21 protein-coding genes are annotated in these 17,147 nt (G+C 64.4%); 9 read left to right on the top strand and 12 right to left on the bottom strand.

What is annotated here, in order from left to right; translation table 11 throughout:
- The first annotated feature begins 133 nt into the window (after positions 1–133).
- Positions 134–1,375 carry a flavodoxin-dependent (E)-4-hydroxy-3-methylbut-2-enyl-diphosphate synthase gene (gene ispG, locus O9Z70_RS14615; RefSeq protein WP_502870203.1) on the top strand — a complete coding sequence of 414 codons (1,242 nt, stop codon included), beginning with the start codon at positions 134–136 and terminating at the stop codon, positions 1,373–1,375.
- Positions 1,376–1,435: 60 nt separating this feature from the next.
- On the opposite strand, the gene O9Z70_RS14610 is transcribed toward ispG, so the two are convergent.
- The 4 genes from O9Z70_RS14610 to O9Z70_RS14595 all read right to left on the bottom strand — a co-directional run bounded on the left by O9Z70_RS14610 (position 1,436) and on the right by O9Z70_RS14595 (position 4,038).
- On the bottom strand, positions 1,436–1,882 hold the full coding sequence (locus O9Z70_RS14610; RefSeq protein WP_286020169.1) for a PACE efflux transporter: 447 nt from the start codon (positions 1,880–1,882) through the stop codon (positions 1,436–1,438).
- 123 nt (positions 1,883–2,005) lie between these two features.
- Positions 2,006–2,638, bottom strand: coding sequence for a class I SAM-dependent methyltransferase (locus tag O9Z70_RS14605; protein ID WP_286020168.1), 633 nt, complete (start codon positions 2,636–2,638; stop codon positions 2,006–2,008).
- Complete coding sequence (locus O9Z70_RS14600; RefSeq protein ID WP_286020167.1) at positions 2,620–3,087, bottom strand: YbaK/EbsC family protein; 468 nt, start codon at positions 3,085–3,087, stop codon at positions 2,620–2,622. Before O9Z70_RS14600 ends, O9Z70_RS14605 begins: the two co-directional genes overlap by 19 nt.
- Before the next feature lie 48 nt (positions 3,088–3,135).
- Positions 3,136–4,038 carry a polyprenyl synthetase family protein gene (locus O9Z70_RS14595; protein ID WP_286020166.1) on the bottom strand — a complete coding sequence of 301 codons (903 nt, stop codon included), beginning with the start codon at positions 4,036–4,038 and terminating at the stop codon, positions 3,136–3,138.
- A 258-nt stretch (positions 4,039–4,296) separates the two neighbouring features.
- Here O9Z70_RS14595 and O9Z70_RS14590 point away from each other — a divergent pair, with 258 nt between their 5' ends.
- The gene (locus O9Z70_RS14590) at positions 4,297–5,004 is read left to right on the top strand and encodes a transglycosylase domain-containing protein (protein WP_286020165.1); all 708 of its coding nucleotides are present in this window, start codon (positions 4,297–4,299) and stop codon (positions 5,002–5,004) included.
- Between the two features lie 105 nt (positions 5,005–5,109).
- Here the strand turns inward: O9Z70_RS14590 and O9Z70_RS14585 are convergent, their stop codons facing one another.
- Both O9Z70_RS14585 and O9Z70_RS14580 read right to left on the bottom strand, forming a co-directional pair.
- On the bottom strand, positions 5,110–5,397 hold the full coding sequence (locus tag O9Z70_RS14585; RefSeq protein ID WP_286020164.1) for a BrnA antitoxin family protein: 288 nt from the start codon (positions 5,395–5,397) through the stop codon (positions 5,110–5,112).
- Entirely contained in the window at positions 5,378–5,647 is a 270-nt protein-coding gene (locus O9Z70_RS14580) for a BrnT family toxin (protein ID WP_286020163.1), read from the bottom strand. Before O9Z70_RS14580 ends, O9Z70_RS14585 begins: the two co-directional genes overlap by 20 nt.
- Before the next feature lie 187 nt (positions 5,648–5,834).
- Here O9Z70_RS14580 and rpmF point away from each other — a divergent pair, with 187 nt between their 5' ends.
- On the top strand, positions 5,835–6,014 hold the full coding sequence (gene rpmF / locus O9Z70_RS14575) for a 50S ribosomal protein L32 (RefSeq protein ID WP_286020162.1): 180 nt from the start codon (positions 5,835–5,837) through the stop codon (positions 6,012–6,014).
- Positions 6,015–6,134: 120 nt separating this feature from the next.
- The gene (gene fumC, locus O9Z70_RS14570; RefSeq protein ID WP_286020161.1) at positions 6,135–7,535 is read left to right on the top strand and encodes a class II fumarate hydratase; all 1,401 of its coding nucleotides are present in this window, start codon (positions 6,135–6,137) and stop codon (positions 7,533–7,535) included.
- A gap of 105 nt (positions 7,536–7,640) precedes the next feature.
- On the opposite strand, the gene O9Z70_RS14565 is transcribed toward fumC, so the two are convergent.
- The 3 genes from O9Z70_RS14565 to gloB form a co-directional block, all read right to left on the bottom strand.
- Entirely contained in the window at positions 7,641–8,120 is a 480-nt protein-coding gene (locus O9Z70_RS14565) for a VOC family protein (RefSeq protein WP_286020160.1), read from the bottom strand.
- A gap of 109 nt (positions 8,121–8,229) precedes the next feature.
- On the bottom strand, positions 8,230–8,487 hold the full coding sequence (locus O9Z70_RS14560; RefSeq protein ID WP_286020159.1) for a hypothetical protein: 258 nt from the start codon (positions 8,485–8,487) through the stop codon (positions 8,230–8,232).
- Positions 8,488–8,644: 157 nt separating this feature from the next.
- Entirely contained in the window at positions 8,645–9,412 is a 768-nt protein-coding gene (gene gloB / locus O9Z70_RS14555) for a hydroxyacylglutathione hydrolase (RefSeq protein WP_286020158.1), read from the bottom strand.
- A gap of 101 nt (positions 9,413–9,513) precedes the next feature.
- Here gloB and O9Z70_RS14550 point away from each other — a divergent pair, with 101 nt between their 5' ends.
- A complete protein-coding gene (locus O9Z70_RS14550; RefSeq protein ID WP_286020157.1) occupies positions 9,514–10,269 on the top strand; it encodes a class I SAM-dependent methyltransferase in 756 nt (251 codons plus the stop codon).
- Positions 10,270–10,346: 77 nt separating this feature from the next.
- Here the strand turns inward: O9Z70_RS14550 and O9Z70_RS14545 are convergent, their stop codons facing one another.
- Positions 10,347–11,009: a TlpA family protein disulfide reductase gene (locus O9Z70_RS14545; protein WP_286020156.1), complete on the bottom strand. Its 663-nt coding sequence runs from the start codon at positions 11,007–11,009 to the stop codon at positions 10,347–10,349.
- A 21-nt stretch (positions 11,010–11,030) separates the two neighbouring features.
- Between O9Z70_RS14545 and argH the strand changes: the two genes are divergently transcribed.
- On the top strand, positions 11,031–12,479 hold the full coding sequence (gene argH / locus O9Z70_RS14540; RefSeq protein ID WP_286020155.1) for an argininosuccinate lyase: 1,449 nt from the start codon (positions 11,031–11,033) through the stop codon (positions 12,477–12,479).
- A gap of 154 nt (positions 12,480–12,633) precedes the next feature.
- On the top strand, positions 12,634–13,893 hold the full coding sequence (gene lysA / locus O9Z70_RS14535) for a diaminopimelate decarboxylase (RefSeq protein ID WP_286020154.1): 1,260 nt from the start codon (positions 12,634–12,636) through the stop codon (positions 13,891–13,893).
- A 1-nt stretch (position 13,894) separates the two neighbouring features.
- On the opposite strand, the gene O9Z70_RS14530 is transcribed toward lysA, so the two are convergent.
- Both O9Z70_RS14530 and O9Z70_RS14525 read right to left on the bottom strand, forming a co-directional pair.
- Positions 13,895–14,302, bottom strand: coding sequence for a response regulator (locus tag O9Z70_RS14530; RefSeq protein ID WP_286020153.1), 408 nt, complete (start codon positions 14,300–14,302; stop codon positions 13,895–13,897).
- Positions 14,303–14,406: 104 nt separating this feature from the next.
- The gene (locus tag O9Z70_RS14525) at positions 14,407–15,294 is read right to left on the bottom strand and encodes a zinc-ribbon domain-containing protein (protein WP_286020152.1); all 888 of its coding nucleotides are present in this window, start codon (positions 15,292–15,294) and stop codon (positions 14,407–14,409) included.
- Positions 15,295–15,498: 204 nt separating this feature from the next.
- Between O9Z70_RS14525 and O9Z70_RS14520 the strand changes: the two genes are divergently transcribed.
- Together O9Z70_RS14520 and O9Z70_RS14515 are read left to right on the top strand one after the other, a co-directional pair.
- Complete coding sequence (locus O9Z70_RS14520; RefSeq protein WP_286020151.1) at positions 15,499–16,161, top strand: cell division ATP-binding protein FtsE; 663 nt, start codon at positions 15,499–15,501, stop codon at positions 16,159–16,161.
- Entirely contained in the window at positions 16,154–17,083 is a 930-nt protein-coding gene (locus O9Z70_RS14515) for a cell division protein FtsX (protein ID WP_286020150.1), read from the top strand. The genes O9Z70_RS14520 and O9Z70_RS14515 overlap by 8 nt, the downstream gene beginning before the upstream one ends.
- Positions 17,084–17,147 lie beyond the last annotated feature (64 nt).

Below are 17,147 nucleotides of genomic sequence, written 5' to 3'. Positions count from 1 at the left end.
ATGGTGAGCTTCGAACCACGAGGTCGGGGCATGGATTTTTTCGCTCCCGGGCCAAACGTCACTTTATTGTTCGGTTGCCAGGCTCAAAGGGAAGTCCTATCTCGTGACGACAAGGAAATTTCCGAGGATGACCATGGCCGGTCCAGCGCCGCGCAGGCAATCGGTGGGAGTGGATGTCGGCGGCGTCATGGTCGGCGGCGGCGCTCCCGTCGTCGTGCAATCCATGACCAATACCGACACCGCCGATATCGACGCGACCGTCAGGCAGGTGATGCAGCTGGCTCGCGCCGGCTCGGAAATCGTGCGCATCACCGTGGATCGCGACGAGAGCGCCGCCGCCGTGCCCATCATCCGCGACCGCCTCGCCGTCATGGGCTATGACGTGCCGCTGGTCGGCGACTTCCACTATATCGGCCACAAGCTGCTGACCGATCATCCGGCCTGCGCCGAGGCCCTGGCGAAATATCGCATCAATCCGGGCAATGTCGGCTTCAAGGCCAAGCGCGACATGCAATTCGCCACGCTGATCGACATTGCCAACCGCCATGACAAGCCGGTGCGCATCGGGGTGAATTGGGGCTCGCTCGACGAGGAATTGCTCACCCGCCTCATGGATGAGAATGCCGCCGCGCCCCATCCGATCTCGGCCTCCGCCGTGCAGCGCGAAGCCATCATCCAGTCGGCCCTGCTCTCGGCGGCCCGCGCCGAGGAATTGGGCATGGGCCGTGACAAGATTCTGCTCTCCACCAAGGTGAGCGACGTCCAACATCTGATCGCCGTCTATCAGGACCTCGCCGCCCGCTGCGATTATGCGCTGCATCTCGGCCTCACCGAGGCGGGCATGGGCTCCAAGGGCATTGTCGCCTCCTCGGCGGCTTTGGGCATCCTGCTGCAGCAGGGCATCGGCGACACGATCCGCATTTCGCTGACGCCCGAGCCGGGCGGCGACCGGACCACGGAAGTCAAGGTGGCGCAGGAATTGCTGCAGACCATGGGCTTCCGCCAGTTCCTGCCGGTGGTGGCCGCCTGTCCCGGCTGCGGGCGCACCACCTCCACCACGTTCCAGACCCTGGCCAAGGACATCCAGGACCACCTCAACATGTCCATGCCCGAATGGCGCGAGCGCTATCCCGGCGTCGAGACGCTGTCGGTGGCGGTGATGGGCTGCATCGTCAACGGGCCGGGCGAGAGCAAGCAGGCCAATATCGGCATTTCCCTGCCCGGCACCGGCGAAAGCCCGGCCGCGCCGGTTTTCGTCGATGGCGAAAAGGTCGCGACGCTGCGCGGGGCCGACGTCGCCGACCAGTTCAAGGTCATGGTGGCCGATTATATCGAGAAGAAGTTCGGCGCCGGCCGGCAGAGCGCCGCCGAATGAACGAGCGCCATCAGCGACGTCTGTTCTGGCTGGCCATGCTGATCATCGTGCTTGGCGGGCTCAAGCTGCTGGGCCAGATTTAGCCGGCTCCCGCCATTCGGGCAGCGGGAAGACCCGGTCATAGGCCAGGTTGAAGACGAAGGCATAGCCCATATAGAACAGGGCGAAGGCGATATCCATGACCAGCGCCTGCCAGAGGCTGATGCCCAGGTAAAAGGCGATCAGCGGCAGCAGCATGATCAGCAGGCCCAATTCGAACAGCATGGCATGCAGCACGCGCAGCAGCAGCGACTTTTCGGTATTGCCGCGCCAGCGCCGCATGGCATGGTCGAAGAGCAGGTTGTAGACATAGTTCCAGGCCATCGCCACAGTGGCGCTGCCGACGACGATGACGGCGCTGTCGCCGCCCGGCAGGTGGAAGGCGAAGGCGGCGAGCGGCGTCGCCAGCACGATGCCGATGAGTTCGAAGCTGACCGCGTGGCGGATACGGTCCGAGGTGGTGCGCATGGATTTCCCCATAGCTGCCGGGCCGTCCCGAACGCTTGCCAAGATGGGCGAGGCCGTCCCCGCTGGCCTGGATATAGGACAAGGCCATTGGGCGGGCAAGGCCGGGCCGGCATGTCCGATATTCTAGGGGCGCAGGGCGAAGATGCCGGCCCTGACCGGCGCGCCGCTCCCCATATCGGGCACCCTGTATTCGGCCAGCAGCTCCAGATGGTCCAGCGGCAGGTCGCGGCGAAAGGGATCGCCGATCAGCACTGTCGCGCCGCGCTCGGCGGCCTGGCTGAGGACGGGCAGGGTGCGGGCCGCCACTTCGGCCGTGTAGAAGACGTCGCCGGCCAGGACGATATCGGTCTTGGGCAGTTCGGTGCCGATGCTCAATTCGACGCCATTGGCCTCGGCATTGAGCCGCGCGGCCGCCTGTCCGAGCGGGTCGGGTTCCAGCGCCGTCACCCGGCCGGCGCCCGCCTTGGCCGCGGCAATGCCCGCCAGGCCCGATCCGGCGCCGAAATCGAGTACCGTCCGGCCGGAGACGAGTTCGGGATGGTCGCGGAGATAGAGCGCCAGGGCGGCGCCGCCGGCCCAGGCATAGGCCCAATAGGGCGGAACACCGGCGCGGCCCTGTTCGGCCAGCCAGGCATTCAGGCCGCTGCCGGGCGTCGGGCGGTAGAGCGAAATGTCGGGCCGGAAGGGCAGGGGCGCCAGTGCCAGCCGGGTGCGAATGAAGTCCTCGGGGGACAGGCTCACCCGGGCAGCTGGCAAACATCCACCCATTGATTGCCGCACAATTCGGCCAGCCGGTCCAGGGTCAGCTTGATCGAGGCATGGCTGTCGCCGCCCGCCGGAATGACGATGTCATAGATTTTGAGCGAGGTGTCGAGATAGATCGGCAGCGGCGCCGGCAGGCCGAAGGGGCAGACCCCGCCCACCTGATGGCCGGTGAGCCGCAACACGTCCTCGGCCCCCAGCATGCGCGGCCGCCCGCCGAAGGCGCTTTTGGATTTCTGGTTGTCGAGCCGGGCATCGCCCCGCGTCACCAGCAGGAATTCCGCATCCTTGACGCGGATGCACAGCGTCTTGGCGATCTGGCCGGGTTCGACCCCATGCACGTCCGCCGCCAATTGCACCGTGGCGGTCGAGGCCTCGGTGACGAGGACGGTGAGGTCGGGGGCGCGGGACGCAAGGTCGGCGCGGACGGATTCAAGGCTCATTGCACATATACCGCATTATCTGACGATGGTGGAAGGAATGGTCAAAGCTCACTTCTCCCGCGCCGCGAAATAGCGGGCGGTGGCGCGCAAGCCGTCGGCCCGGGGGCCGAAAGTGCGCAGCGCCGAAATGGCGTCGGCGACGATGTCGTCCAGCATCTGCCGCGCCGCCTCGACGCCGAGCCGGGCCACCAGGGTCTGCTTGCCGGCGCCCGCATCCTTGCCGGTGGCCTTGCCCATGATTTCGGGCGTCGCGGTCACGTCGAGAATGTCGTCGGCCAGCTGGAAGGCGCGGCCGGCCGCTTCGGCATAGGCGGTGAGCGCCGAGAGCGCCCGGGCATCGGCGCCGCCGAGCAGGGCGCCCATCCGTACCGAGGCCCGGATCAGCGCCCCGGTCTTCATGGCCTGCATGACGGCGATCTCGCCTTCGGTGAGGCCGCCGCTTTCCCCTTCGATGTCGCGCATCTGTCCGCCCACCATGCCGCCGGCGCCGCCGCCTTGCGCCAGTTCGGCGATCAGCGCCACGCGCACGGCGGGATCGGCATGGCAATGGGGATCGGCCAGAACGGCAAAGGCCTGGGCCAACAGGGCGTCCCCCGCCAGGATGGCGGTGGCCTCGTCATATTGCTTATGCACGCTGGGCCGGCCGCGCCGCAAATCGTCGTCGTCCATGGCGGGCAGGTCGTCATGGATCAGCGAATAGCAATGCACCATTTCCACGGCCATTCCGGCCGGCAGCGCCGCCTCGCGCGGCACCGAGAAGATCGCCGCCGCCTGCCGCACCAGGAGCGGCCGCAAGCGCTTGCCGCCTTCGAGGCTCCCATGCCGCATGGCTTCCACCAGCCTTTCGGCGGCGGGACCCGGGCCGGACAGCCTGGCGCCGGTCAGATAATCGGAAAGCCCGGCCTCCACGGCGCGGGCGCAATCGGCGCTGTCGGCGGAAAAGTCATACATGGTTCGTTGCTAGCTTTTTGCCCGGCATCGGGCAATCCCCCCATCACCCGCCCTTCGGGGCACCCTCCCGAGGGGGAGAGGAATAAGGGGCGCAGGCCGAACCATTCTTCTCCCCCTCGGGGAGAAGGTGGCGCGCAGCGCCGGATGAGGGGGAACACGGCCGGGCGCGCAGCGCCGGATGAGGGGGAACGTGGCCGGGAGCACAGCGCCGGACGAGGGGGCTTGGCCGCAACCGCACACGCGGTTACACACCCGCCCATGGCGCGACGCAAACAGCTCTGGCACATTCTCCGCATTCCCTTGGGGATACTTGCCGTGCTCGTGGCCCTGCCGCTGATCCTCACCCCGATTTATCTGGTGATCCAGCCGGTCTCCGTCCCCATGCTGGCCCGCCTGCTCACCTTGCAGCCGGTCGAGCGGCAATGGCGCGATATCGACGATATTTCCGACCGCCTCAAGGCGGCGGTGATCCTCTCCGAGGATGGCCAATTCTGCCGCCATTGGGGCGTGGACGTCGCCGCCCTGCGCATCGAGATCGACAATTATCTCGCCGGGCGGGAGGCGCGGGGCGCCTCCACCCTCACCATGCAGGTGGCGCGCAATCTGTTTCTGTGGAACGGCCAGAGCGCCATCCGCAAGGCGCTGGAAGTGCCGCTGGCGGCCTATATCGATCTGGTCATGCCCAAGAAGCGGATCATGGAGATCTATCTCAACATCGCCGAATGGGGCCCGTCCGGCCAGTTCGGCGTCGCGGCCGGCGCCGAACACGCTTTCGGCCGCGAACCGCAAAATCTCGACTGGCAGACCGCCAGCCTGCTGGCCGTCACCCTGCCCAATCCCCTCCTGCGCAACCCCGCCCGCCCCAGCGCCGGCCTGTTGCGGGTGGCGCGCATCGTCGAAGCCCGCGCCCGCGAATATGGCCCCAGGGCAGCCTGTGTGGGCCAGGACGGCAAGCTGGCGCTGTAGCGGCGGCGAGCCACGGAAGCGGTGACAAGCGCTCCCCCCTTTGAGGGGGGCAGTGCGGGCCGGTGGCGGCCCTCGTTCCCGTAAGGGGGAACGAAACACTCACATCTAGCGGCCCTTGGCGACTTTTTCGGCCAGAACCGCATTGATGCGGGTTTGCCAGCCGGGCCCCTGGCTCTTGAAATGCTCCACGATCCCGGCATCGAGCCGCATCGTCACCCGCACCTTGGTCTCGTCCTGCCTGGGCCGGCCGGCTTTGCGGGGCACCGGCATGGGCAGGCCGCGTTCGGCGAAAAATTCCCGCGCCGGGCGCAGCGTCTTGATTTCTTCCTCGGTGAGCGGGGCGGCGGGATCGTAATTGTCCGGCGGCTTGCCCTTAGTCTTGTGCGAGGCCATAGCGTCTTGCCTCCTTTAAATGCATGGGGCGCAGGCTGATGATGCGGATATTGTCTCCGCGAAGAACATAGGCAAGACAGTGAGGCCGCTCGCCGATGAAGCCGAAGGCGCGAAAGCGCTCTTCGCCGTAATCGAAGCGCCTGTCCTGCTGGAATACTGCACTATCCCAGTCGAAATTCTCGACGTCCTCGAAGCCGACCCCATGCTTCAGCCGATTGGCGGCATCTTTTTCCCTGTCCCATTCGTACACGTCCGGCTTCCCCCAAGCCTTTAATTATTGTACATACGATAATTGATCGCAGCAAGCCCCGGCCCGATTCACAAAACCCCTAGCCAAGCGTCCTGTCTTGCTCTATAGAGCCGACCAATCCTGACAGAGATAATTCTCTGGCCGCTTTCGGCGGCGCAACGATTTTGAATTTCGGAAGGACCGAACCATGGCTGTGCCAAAACGCAAGACCTCGCCGATGAAGCGCGGCTTCCGCCGTTCGGCCGACGCGATCGCCAATCCCACCTATGTCGAAGACAAGGATTCGGGCGAGCTGCGCCGTCCGCATCACGTCGACCTCAAGACCGGCATGTATCGCGGCCGTCAGATCCTCGCGGTCAAGAACTAAGCCGAAAGGCGCTTTGGCGCCGCGGCGCTTTATCTGATATTCGAGCGGCCGGCCCCCCGAAGGGTCGGCCGTTTGGTTTTTTCCGCCGCCGGAGCGGCGGCCAGCTGGAGCAAAGGCAATATGAGCATGCGCGTCGAATCGGACACTATGGGCAATATCGAGGTCCCGACCGATAAATATTACGGCGCGCAGACGGCCCGAAGCCTGCAGAACTTCGATATCGGCGCAGAAAAGATGCCCGCCGAGATCATCACCGCCTTCGGCATCCTCAAGAAGGCGGCGGCTCTGGCCAATTTCAAGCTCGGCCTCATGGACGAGAAGACGCGCGACCTGGTGGTCGCCGCCGCCGACGAGGTGATCGAGGGCAAGCTGGCCGAGCATTTCCCGCTGGTGGTCTGGCAGACCGGATCGGGCACCCAGTCCAATATGAATGTCAACGAAGTCATTTCCAACCGCGCCATCGAAATGGCCGGCGGGGAGATGGGCTCGAAAAAGCCCGTCCATCCCAATGACCACGTCAATATGAGCCAGAGCTCCAACGACACCTATCCCACCGCCATGCATATCGCCGCGGTCGAGGCGGTGGAGAACTATCTTTATGAGCGCGTCGCCCTGTTGCGCGACACCCTACAGGCCAAGGCCGATACGTTCATGGACGTGGTCAAGATCGGCCGCACCCATCTCCAGGACGCGACGCCGCTGACCCTGGGCCAGGAAATCTCCGGCTGGGTGGCGCAGATCGATTATGCCATTGCCGCCATCAAGGCGAGCATGCCGCAATTGAAGGAACTGGCTTTGGGTGGCACCGCCGTCGGCACCGGGCTCAATGCCCATCCCGATTATGCCGTCACCGTCGCCAGGGAAATCGCCGACCTCACCGGCCACGATTTCGTCACCGGCCCCAACAAGTTCGCCCTGCTGGCCGGTCATGACGCCTTTGTCGGCGCCTCGGGCGCGCTCAAGCAGCTCGCCGTCGCCTTCATGAAGATCGCCAATGACGTGCGCTGGCTGGCCTCCGGCCCGCGTTCCGGCCTGGGCGAAATCACCATTCCCGAAAACGAGCCCGGTTCCTCGATCATGCCGGGCAAGGTCAATCCCACCCAGTCCGAAGCCATGACCATGGTGGTTGCCCAGGTCATGGGCAATGACGCCGCCATCGGCTTTGCCGCCAGTCAGGGCAATTTCGAGCTCAATGTCTTCAAGCCGGTCATCGCCTATAATTTCCTGCAAAGCGTGCGCCTCCTGGCCGATGCTGCCAAGAGTTTCAACGACAATTGCGCAATGGGCATCGAGCCGGACCGGAAGCGCATCCAGCAACTGGTGGATCAGTCGCTGATGCTGGTGACGGCGCTCAATCGCCGCATCGGCTATGACAATGCCGCCAAGATCGCCAAGACCGCGCATCGGAACGGCACGACGCTGCGCGAAGAAGCCATCAATCTGGGCCTGCTCACCGGCGAGGAATTCGACGCCGAAGTGAAGCCCGAACAGATGGTCGGCCCGCTCAAGCTCAAGCAATAGGGCGCTGGCATTTGAGGAGAGCCGCGCTGGCTCCTTCTTCCCGGATCGTCACCCTCGCGCCTGACGCGAGGGTGACGAGCGTGATATTGGCAATCACATAGCCCGCTAGCCGCGCCGCGCCGCCTCGATCGCCGCCACGTCGATTTTTTTCATCGTCATCATCGCCTCGAAGGCGCGCTTGGCTTCGGCGCCGCCTGCGGCCATGGCTTCGGACAGGGTTCGCGGGGTGATCTGCCAGGAAATGCCCCATTTGTCCTTGCACCAGCCGCACATGCTCTCCTCGCCGCCATTGCCGACAATGGCGTTCCAATAGCGGTCGGTCTCTTGCTGGTCGTCGGTGGCGATCTGGAAAGAGAAGGCTTCGCTATGGGTGAAGGCGGGGCCGCCATTGAGGCCGATACAGGCAATGCCCATCAGGGTGAATTCCACCGTCAGCACGGCGCCCGCCTTGCTGGACGGGTTATCGCTCGGCGCCGTGCTGACGGCGGTGACCCGGGTGTCGGGAAAGGTTTCGGCATAGAAGCGGGCCGCCGCTTCCGCGTCCTTGTCGTACCAGATGCAGACAGTGTTCTTGGCGATTGGCATGGAATCTCTCCTCGTTATCCGGCGCCTATAGGCGCCCTCATCATTGCGACGTTCGAGGCCGGGCGAATTGAACCGCCAATTCCAGAATTATTGGAACGGCGCCGGCACGCTAGATCAAAAGCGTGCGGCGATAGCCCAGCGGCATGCGGCGCTCGGCGATGCGGCCGCCTTTGCCATAGGCGCCCACCGCCCCCGCAGCATTTTCCAGGCGGCTTGTACGTTGCGGGCTGAGCCGCTCGCGGGCGGCGATGAGCTGGCTGACAAAGGCGGCGTTCGGAGCGCTATGGGCGAGCGAGGGGCGCGGCGTGGCCGGGGCCGCCGGCACGGGCAGGGTTCGATCTGTCTCGCTTTGCTCCAAATGGGGCATGACTGTACCATTTTGCGCCGCTCTGTCCCGGAATGGCACAGAACCCGCGGCGTGTTACCCCTATCGGGGCAAACGCCGTGCCAGATGATAACAGTCTGTTAACGAATTTCGATCCCCGGTGAAGGATTCCGCACAGGCGAATGGTTAATCGCCGGGCTCAGAAATTGTCCTTGCCCTTGCGGATGGCGGCGAAAACCTCAGCCGGATCGGCGCCCTCAAGGCCATAATGCCGGGCCAGTTCCGGGGCGTCGGCGCGCATGAACGGATTGGCCCGCTTGTCCTCGCCCAGCTTGAACGGAATGGTGGGTTTTCCAGCGGCGCGCAGCGAATTTACCTCGGCGGCACGGGCCTTTAGCGCCTCGTTGTCCGGGTCGATGGCGAGGGCGAAGCTGGCATTGCTCTGGGTATATTCATGGCCGCAATAGACCAGGGTTTCGTCGGGCAGATCGCGGAGGCGCTTGACCCCTTCCCACATCGGGCCGGGCGTGCCCTCGAACATGCGTCCCACCCCCAGCGAGAACAGCGCATCGGCCGAAAAGAGATGCCCGCCCAATGCGTTATAGAAAACGATATGACCCAGCGTATGACCGGGCGCGGCGATAATGTCGAAGACGGATTCGCCGAGATGGACCTGGTCGCCATCGCTGACCAGCACGTCGAGGCCCTCGATCTTGTCGGCCTCGGCCGCGGGCCCGGTCACCTTGGCGCCGAAGGCGGCCTTGAGCTCGGGAATGGCTTCGACGTGGTCGACATGATGGTGGGTGATGAAGATGTCGCTCAGCTTCCAGCCGCGCCGGGCGAGGGCGTCGCGAATGGCGGCCGCCTCAGGCGCATCGATCGCGGCCGTGCGGCCGGTGGCCTCATCATGCACGAGATAGCCGAAATTGTCCTGGCGGGCGGCGAAGACGTCGACGATGAGGGCCATGGCATTGTTCCTTCTTGCGTTTGGACTGCAAGCTAGGGAGCCGCGCCGGCAGTTGCAACCGGGGATTGGACAAGTTCATCCAGCTTTGGCAAGCTCGCCGCATGACCAGCGATGTCCGGCGTCTCATCGACTATTACAAATCTCCGCTGGGGCATATGTCGCGGGCGCTGGTGCGCGATCAGGTGATCGACCTGGCGGGCGATATAAGGGGAAAGCGGGTTCTCGGCCTGGGCTTTGCCACGCCCTATCTGCGATTCTCGCTGGGCCGGGCCGAGCGGGTTCTCGCCTTCATGCCGGCGCGCCAAGGCGCCTCGGCCTGGCCGCGCGAGGGCCCGTCCCGCACCGTGCTCTGCGATCCGCTGGAAATGCCGCTCACCGATGCGGCCGTCGATCTCACCATTGCCATACATGCGCTGGAACATGTGGCGGATGCCGAGGAATTGATGCGTGAGCTCTGGCGGATAACGGCGCCCAACGGGCACCTCGTCATCGTGGTGCCGCGGCGGCGGGGAATCTGGGCCCAGCGTGACAACACGCCCTTCGGCCAGGGCAATCCCTATTCCGGCGGACAATTGGAAAAGCTGCTGCGCGACCACAGCTTCGTGCCGGTGGCGTGGCGCGATGCGCTGTTCATGCCACCGCTCCAATCCGGTCTGGCGCTGCGGTCGACGCGGTTCTTCGAGCGCTTCGGTCGGTTGCTCGGCCCGGCGATGAGCGGGGTCATCTGCGTTCGGGCGCGCAAGGAAGCGTTTCCGGCCGTGCCGCGCCGCAAGCGCGCCGAACGCTTTGTCCGCGTGCCGGGCCTGTCGGCGGCAACGGCGCGGACGGCCGAGAGTGTTTCCAGCAAAAGTGGCTAGCACTTTTGTGATTCGGAAACTTAATAAAACAAGGACTTACGACCGTTTTACCGATTCAGGAAAAACGGTGAAACGGTCTAGCCGCGCAGGCCGATCAAGGCTTCCACCACCGTCCTGCCGTCCGTGCTGTGCCACTCGGCGGGGCCTTGCAAGACCGCCAATTCGCACCCTTCGGGATCGAGCAGCAGCGTGGCCGGCAGGCCCACGGCCACCGCTTCGCGCTTCAGCCGCTCGAAGGCGGCGAAGGTGTTGTCGGCATAAAGCGGCAGATTGTCGAACTGGCCCTCATCGAGAAAAGCCTGCGCCTTTTCGAGGCCGCCCGCGCCGATATCGAGATTGATCGGCAGCACCATGAAGCGCTCGGAATTATATTGGGTGGCAATCTCGTCGAGCGCCGGCATTTCCTCGCGGCAGGGTACGCACCAGCTGGCCCAGAAATTGACCAGCAATGCCTTGCCGCCGAAATCGGCAATGGTCAGGTCCTTGCCCGCGACATCCTTGAACGCCATATCGGCATAGCCGCGCCCCTCGCCGGTGCCGTTCAGCGCCGCCAATTCGCCGGTTGCGGCGGCATCGAGCACCTGTGCCGGCATGGATTGCACCGGGCAGGAGTTCGCCTGGGCGGCATTGCCCAGATAGAACCACGCCGCTATAGCTACGCCCAAACCGGCCACCCCTATCAAGACAGGAAGCTGCCAGCTTTTCCGGTTCTGCGGCGGGGGGGCAATGGTCTCCGACATGGGTTCTCCGAAAGGCTAAAGATGAGCAACAAGATGTGGGGTGGACGGTTCGCTTCCGGCCCCGACGCCATCATGGAAGAAATCAACGCCTCGATCGGTTTCGACCAGCGCCTGTTCCGCCAGGATATTGCCGGATCGAAGGCCCATGCGGCAATGCTCGAGGCCACGGGCATTTTGACGCGAGGCGACCGTGATGCGATCCTTGCCGGTCTAGACGAGGTGCTGGCCGAAATCGAGGGCGGCAGCTTCACGTTCTCGCGTGCCCTCGAAGACATCCATATGAATGTCGAGAGCCGGTTGCGCGAAAAGATCGGCGATGCCGCCGGACGCCTGCACACGGCGCGGTCCCGCAACGACCAGGTGGCGACCGATTTCCGGCTCTATGTCCGCGACGGCATCGACATGCTGGTGGCCCAGATCCGCAGCCTGCAATTGGGCCTGGTCACCCGGGCCGAGGAAGAGGCCGAGACCATCCTGCCGGGCTTCACTCATCTGCAAAATGCCCAGCCGGTCACGTTCGGCCACCATCTTTTGGCCTATGTCGAAATGCTCGGCCGCGATGCCGGCCGCCTGCTCGATGCGAGAAAGCGGCTCAATGAGAACCCGCTGGGCTCGGCTGCCCTTGCCGGCACGCCCTATCCCATCGATCGCGACATGACCGCGGCGGCGCTCGGCTTCGACCGGCCGACGGCCAATTCGCTCGATGCAGTTTCCGATCGCGATTTCATCCTGGAAACGCTGGCCGCCGCCGCGATCTGCGCCATGCACCTGTCCCGCTTTGCCGAGGAAATGGTGATCTGGTCTTCCGCGCAGTTCGGCTTCATCCGCCTGTCGGACAAGTTCACCACCGGCTCGTCCATCATGCCGCAAAAGCGCAACCCGGATGCAGCGGAGCTGGTTCGCGCCAAGATCGGCCGCATCCTCGGAGCACTCAATTCGCTGCTCGTGGTGATGAAGGGCCTGCCGCTGGCCTATTCCAAGGACATGCAGGAAGACAAGGAAGTCGCCTTCGACGCGCTGGACGCCCTGTCGCTGTCGCTGGCCGCCATGACCGGCATGGTTGCCGACATGGTGCCCAATCGCGAAAGAATGCATGCCTCGGCCTCGGCCGGCTTTTCGACCGCCACCGACATCGCCGACTGGCTGGTGCGCGAGCTCGATATCCCCTTCCGCGACGCCCATCACATTACCGGGCAGATCGTCGCCCTGGCCGAGCAGAAGAATTGCGGGCTCGAAGGCCTCAATATCGAGGACTTCAAATCCATCGATCAGCGCATCGACAGCCGCATCCACAAGGTGCTGACCGTCGAGGCCTCGGTCACCGCGCGCAAGTCCTATGGCGGCACCGCGCCCGCCAATGTGCTGGTGCAGGCGGCCCGCTGGAAGAGCGAGCTGACCGGGGAAGCGCATGAACCGCGCCCGCTCACGACGAAGAAACCTGGCGGCCATGGCGACGGCGGGATCGCTTAGCTTCGCCCGGTCCGCGACCGATCGGCAAGTCTTGCTTCCGTTTTCGATGCACCTGCCGTAGAGGTCTCGGCAACCAGCCGCACCCGCCATTCTATCCCTCGGGGCAGATCGGCGTGGCAGGGTTGGGGCAATCATCCACTGGGGCAGGCATATCGTGGTCCACCACTTTGAACAGCGTGACGGCATTCTTTTTGCCGAGGATGTCAATCTCAACGATCTTGCGCGCGAGGTCGGCACGCCCTTTTACGTCTATTCCAGCGCCACATTGCGGCGCCATGTCCGGGTGGTGAAACAGGCATTTGACGGCATCCCGACGCTTGTCGCCTATGCGATGAAGGCCAATTCCAATCAGGCGGTGCTCAAGCTCATGGCGGCCGAGGGCTGCGGGGCGGACGTGGTCTCGCTGGGCGAGCTCGAACGCGCGCTGGCTGCCGGCATCAGCCCCGACATGATCGTGTTCTCCGGCGTCGCCAAGACCGTCGCCGAAATGCGCCGGGGCCTCGAAGCGGGCATCAAGTGCTTCAATGTCGAGAGCGAGCCCGAACTGGAGCGCCTGTCGGCGGTCGCTGCGGATATGGGAGTGACGGCCCGCGTGTCGGTGCGCATCAATCCCGATGTCGATGCGCGCAGCCATGCCAAGATCTCGACCGGCAAGTCCGAGAACAAGTTCGGCATTCCCTATAAGCGCGCCCGCGCCGTCTATCGGCGCATCGCCGAATTGCCCAATGTCGAGGCGGTCGGCGTCGACATGCATATCGGCAGCCAGATCACCGATCTCGAACCGTTCGACAATGCGTTCGGCCTCATGGCGGAACTGGTCGCGGCCCTGCGGGCCGACGGGCACCATATCGAGCATGTGGATGTCGGCGGCGGCCTCGGCATTCCCTATCATCACGACCAGGAGGCGCCGCCGCATCCCGATGCCTATGCCGCGGTGGTGCGCGACAAGGTGGGGCAATTGGGGTGCTCGCTGGTGATCGAGCCGGGGCGCCTCCTGGTTGGCAATGCCGGCATCCTCGTCACCAAGGTCGAATATGTGAAGCAGGGCGACGCCGATTTCATCATCGTCGATGCGGCGATGAACGATCTGCTCCGCCCCACGCTTTATGAGGCGCATCACGATATCGAGCCGGTCAACCAGAGCAATCTGCCGCCGATCACCGGCGACATTGTCGGCCCGGTCTGCGAAACCGGCGATTATCTCGCCCGGAACCGCACCCTTGCCGGCGTCAAGGAAGGCGATCTATTGGCGGTGATGAGCGCCGGCGCCTATGGCGCGGTCATGGCCTCCACCTATAATTCGCGGCCGCTGATCCCCGAAGTGCTGGTGGATGGCGCTCGCTGGCACGTCATTCGCCCGCGCAAGTCCATCGCGGAATTGCTGGCGCTGGACAGCGTGCCGGACTGGCTCTGAACTATTGCAGCGCCTGCCGGCCGAGCGACACGACCTCGACGGGGCGGCCATTGAGCGCGTCGTCGACCTTGGCCAGCAGACCGGCCAGGGTGAAGGGCTTGGCGATGACGTCATAGATCAAGGCGTCGAGCCCATGGGCCCGCTCACGCTGGTCGGCGAAGCCGGTCATCAGCAGGATGGTCAGGTCCGGATAGCGCGCCCCCACATGCAGGGCCAGGGCAATGCCGTCCATCACCGGCATCTTGATGTCGGAGAGCAGGAGATCGAACTGCCCATCCTCCGCATCGGCGGTTTCGGCCGCCAGGCCGCCATCTTCCTCGGAGACGACTTCGTGGCCCTTCATGGTGAGGGCGCTGACGACAAAGGCACGGACCGAAGGATCGTCTTCGGCGACAAGGATGCGGGCCATTGGCTCTCTCCTGGGGCGTTTCCGGAAAATGGGAAACGGGACGACAAAGTTTGAGGATTCAGTTGGTCTTTTTTGTGTGAAGCTCGACCAAATCCCCGCGGTGCTCATTCTGGGACGGGAGGCGCGGTGCGGCCGCTCCCGTTGCGCTCGGCCTGGGGGCCATTGCTGCGGGCAAAGCTGAGCCGCACCCGCGCGGCTTCGCTGGGCGGCAGCGATAGACGGGTATCGAAGGTCGCCCGCTCTCCGGCCATCAGGTCGCGTACGCGCGGCGTGACGCTCCATTCATAGACTGCCTTGCCCTCGCCATCGAGCAAGCTCACCACGACCGGCGGCACGCCTATCGGCTCGCGCGACAGACCCACGATCTGCGCCGAAACCACCAATATGTCATTGCCGCCGGACAAGGTCTTGAGTGTCTCCAGATTGGAAAAATCCAGCCCCACCACATTGACGCCCAGTCCCACCGCGTCATAGAGGCCGGCAAGATCGGGATAGTGCCTGACCAGATCCACGCGACCGAAATAGGCGGTGACCGCCAATGAGGCCAGAGTGACCATTCCGGCAATACGTGCCGCGCGGCGCAGCCGGGCCAATGGCAGGCGGGAAATCATCGCGCTCTGCCTCTTGGAAAAATCGGCCTGGCGCTTCTTCACTTCCGCCGCATTGGGAGCGCGCAGAGACGGGGTTTCCACAGGTTCCCTGGGCGCGCCATCCTTGCCTGCCGGAGAAGCGGCCGGGGCGAATTTCGTCTTCTCGGCGATCATGGCCTGCTCTTCGCTCAACATGGCCTCGTCCAGCGCATCCTCGGCCATGGACGTGAACAATCTGTCGGCCTCTGGCTGGCCCGCCGCCGGGGCCGGACGCTTGAAAGAACCAGGCCGCTGGTCCCAGGCCTGATGGCAATGAGCGCATTGCACCTTGCGGCCGGCCGATCCGATGGCCTCATAGGCCACCTGATACTTGGTCTGACAATGCGGGCAGGTGATGATCATCAGACGGCTTTGATCGTTTAAGGGCTGGATGCCGACCCTAGCGCCGGGGGGTTAAAACTCCTCAAACCGGGGCCGCCACCAAAATTGTGCCGCTTTCCTCCGTCCAAAGCCTTGCCGATGCCGCAGCGGGCCTCGCCGCTGCTATGATGCGCCGGTGCTGATTCGCCCTCGTAACGCTGCCGGACCAAATGGGGAGCAGACTTTTTGATCGAATTTTCCGATGTGGGCCTGCGCTATGGCAATGGCCCCGAAATTCTCAAAGACCTGACCTTCGCCATCGAGCCTGGTTCATTTCATTTTCTCACCGGCCCGTCCGGCTCGGGCAAGACCAGCCTGCTGCGCCTGTTGCTACTGTCGCTGAAGCCCAGCCGCGGCCGCGTCACCATGTTCGACGAGGATGTCGGCAATCTCGATCAGGACCGGCTGTTGCAGATGCGCCGGCATATCGGCATCGTCTTTCAGGAATTCCGTCTGCTCGGTCACCTGACCACGTTCGAGAATGTGGCTCTGCCGCTGCGGGTATTGGGCCAGCCGGAAAGCGAATACCGCCCCAATGTCATCGAATTGCTCGAATGGGTCGGGCTGGGGGAGCGCATGCATGCGCTGCCGACCTTGTTGTCGGGCGGCGAAAAGCAGCGCGCCGCCATTGCCCGCGCGGTGATCGCCCGGCCGAAAGTGCTGTTGGCGGACGAACCCACCGGCAATGTCGATCCCGACCTGTCCAGCCGGCTGGTCCATCTCTTTGCCGAATTGAACCGAACGCTGGGCATGACCATCATTCTGGCGACGCACGAATTGCCCTTGCTCGACCGCTTCCCCTATCCCCGCATGGTGCTCAACAAGGGGGAGTTGACCATTCATGATTAGGCAATTGCTGTCCCAGCTCTCCCGCCGTGGGGGCGCCGCTCCCATCGTTCCAGAGAAAAGCGTGGCCGGGCGCACCCTGTTGCTGCTCATCACCATCATGGCGTTTCTGTCTGCCGTGACCCTGGGCGGGGTCCTGCTGGTGCAGAAATCGGCCATTGCCTGGTCTGCCGATGTCGGCCGCGAGCTCACCATCCAGATTCGCCCGGCCGAGGGCGAGGTCATGGAAAGCAATCTGCGCACCGTGGTGTCGCTGGCGCAATCGACACCCGGCATAGCGGCGGCAAGGGCTCTCACGCTTGAGGAGAGCCAGGCGCTGCTCGAACCCTGGCTCGGCGCCGGCCTCGATCTCTCCGTCATCGCCATTCCACGTCTGGTCGTGGTGCAATTGGCCGATCCCGTCGATGCCGATATCGAGCAATTGCAGCGCAATCTCCAGGCGATCGAAGGGGCCAGCCTCGATACCCATGCGGCCTGGCGCCAGCAGCTCAACACCATGGCCGGAACAATGGTGTTTTCAGGGCTCCTCGTCCTGGGGCTGATCGGCGTTGCCACGGTATTGGCCATCGTCTTCGCCACGCGCGGCGCCATGGCCTCCAATCGCGAAATCGTCGATGTCCTGCACTTTATCGGCGCCTCCAACCGCTTCATCGCCGGAGAATTCCAGGGACGTTTCCTGTCCATCGGCCTGCAGGGCGGATTGCTCGGGGCCGTGCTGGCTCTATTGTTCTTCGCGCTGATCGGCGCGGCGGCCGGCAGCGTATTGCCGAGCGAAGCCAATACGCAGATGGGCGTATTGTTCGGCCAGTTCCTGCTCGGATGGGACGGCATGGTCGGCATTGCCCTGGTCGTGCCGGTGATCGCCGCTCTCACCGCCGTCACCTCCCGGGTCACGGTCCGCCGCTATCTCAGCGAGGCGTCGTGAGCAATTTCCTCGCCAAGCGTTTCGCTGCCCGGTAAGAGGGGGGATAACGGGGCGCGAAAGCCGG

Origin of the sequence: Devosia sp. YIM 151766 (genome assembly GCF_030285925.1) — a bacterium.
In the GTDB taxonomy this organism is placed as follows: domain Bacteria; phylum Pseudomonadota; class Alphaproteobacteria; order Rhizobiales; family Devosiaceae; genus Devosia.
Note: the sequence above shows the minus strand (reverse complement) of the source record. Positions and strands in the feature narration are given on the sequence as shown.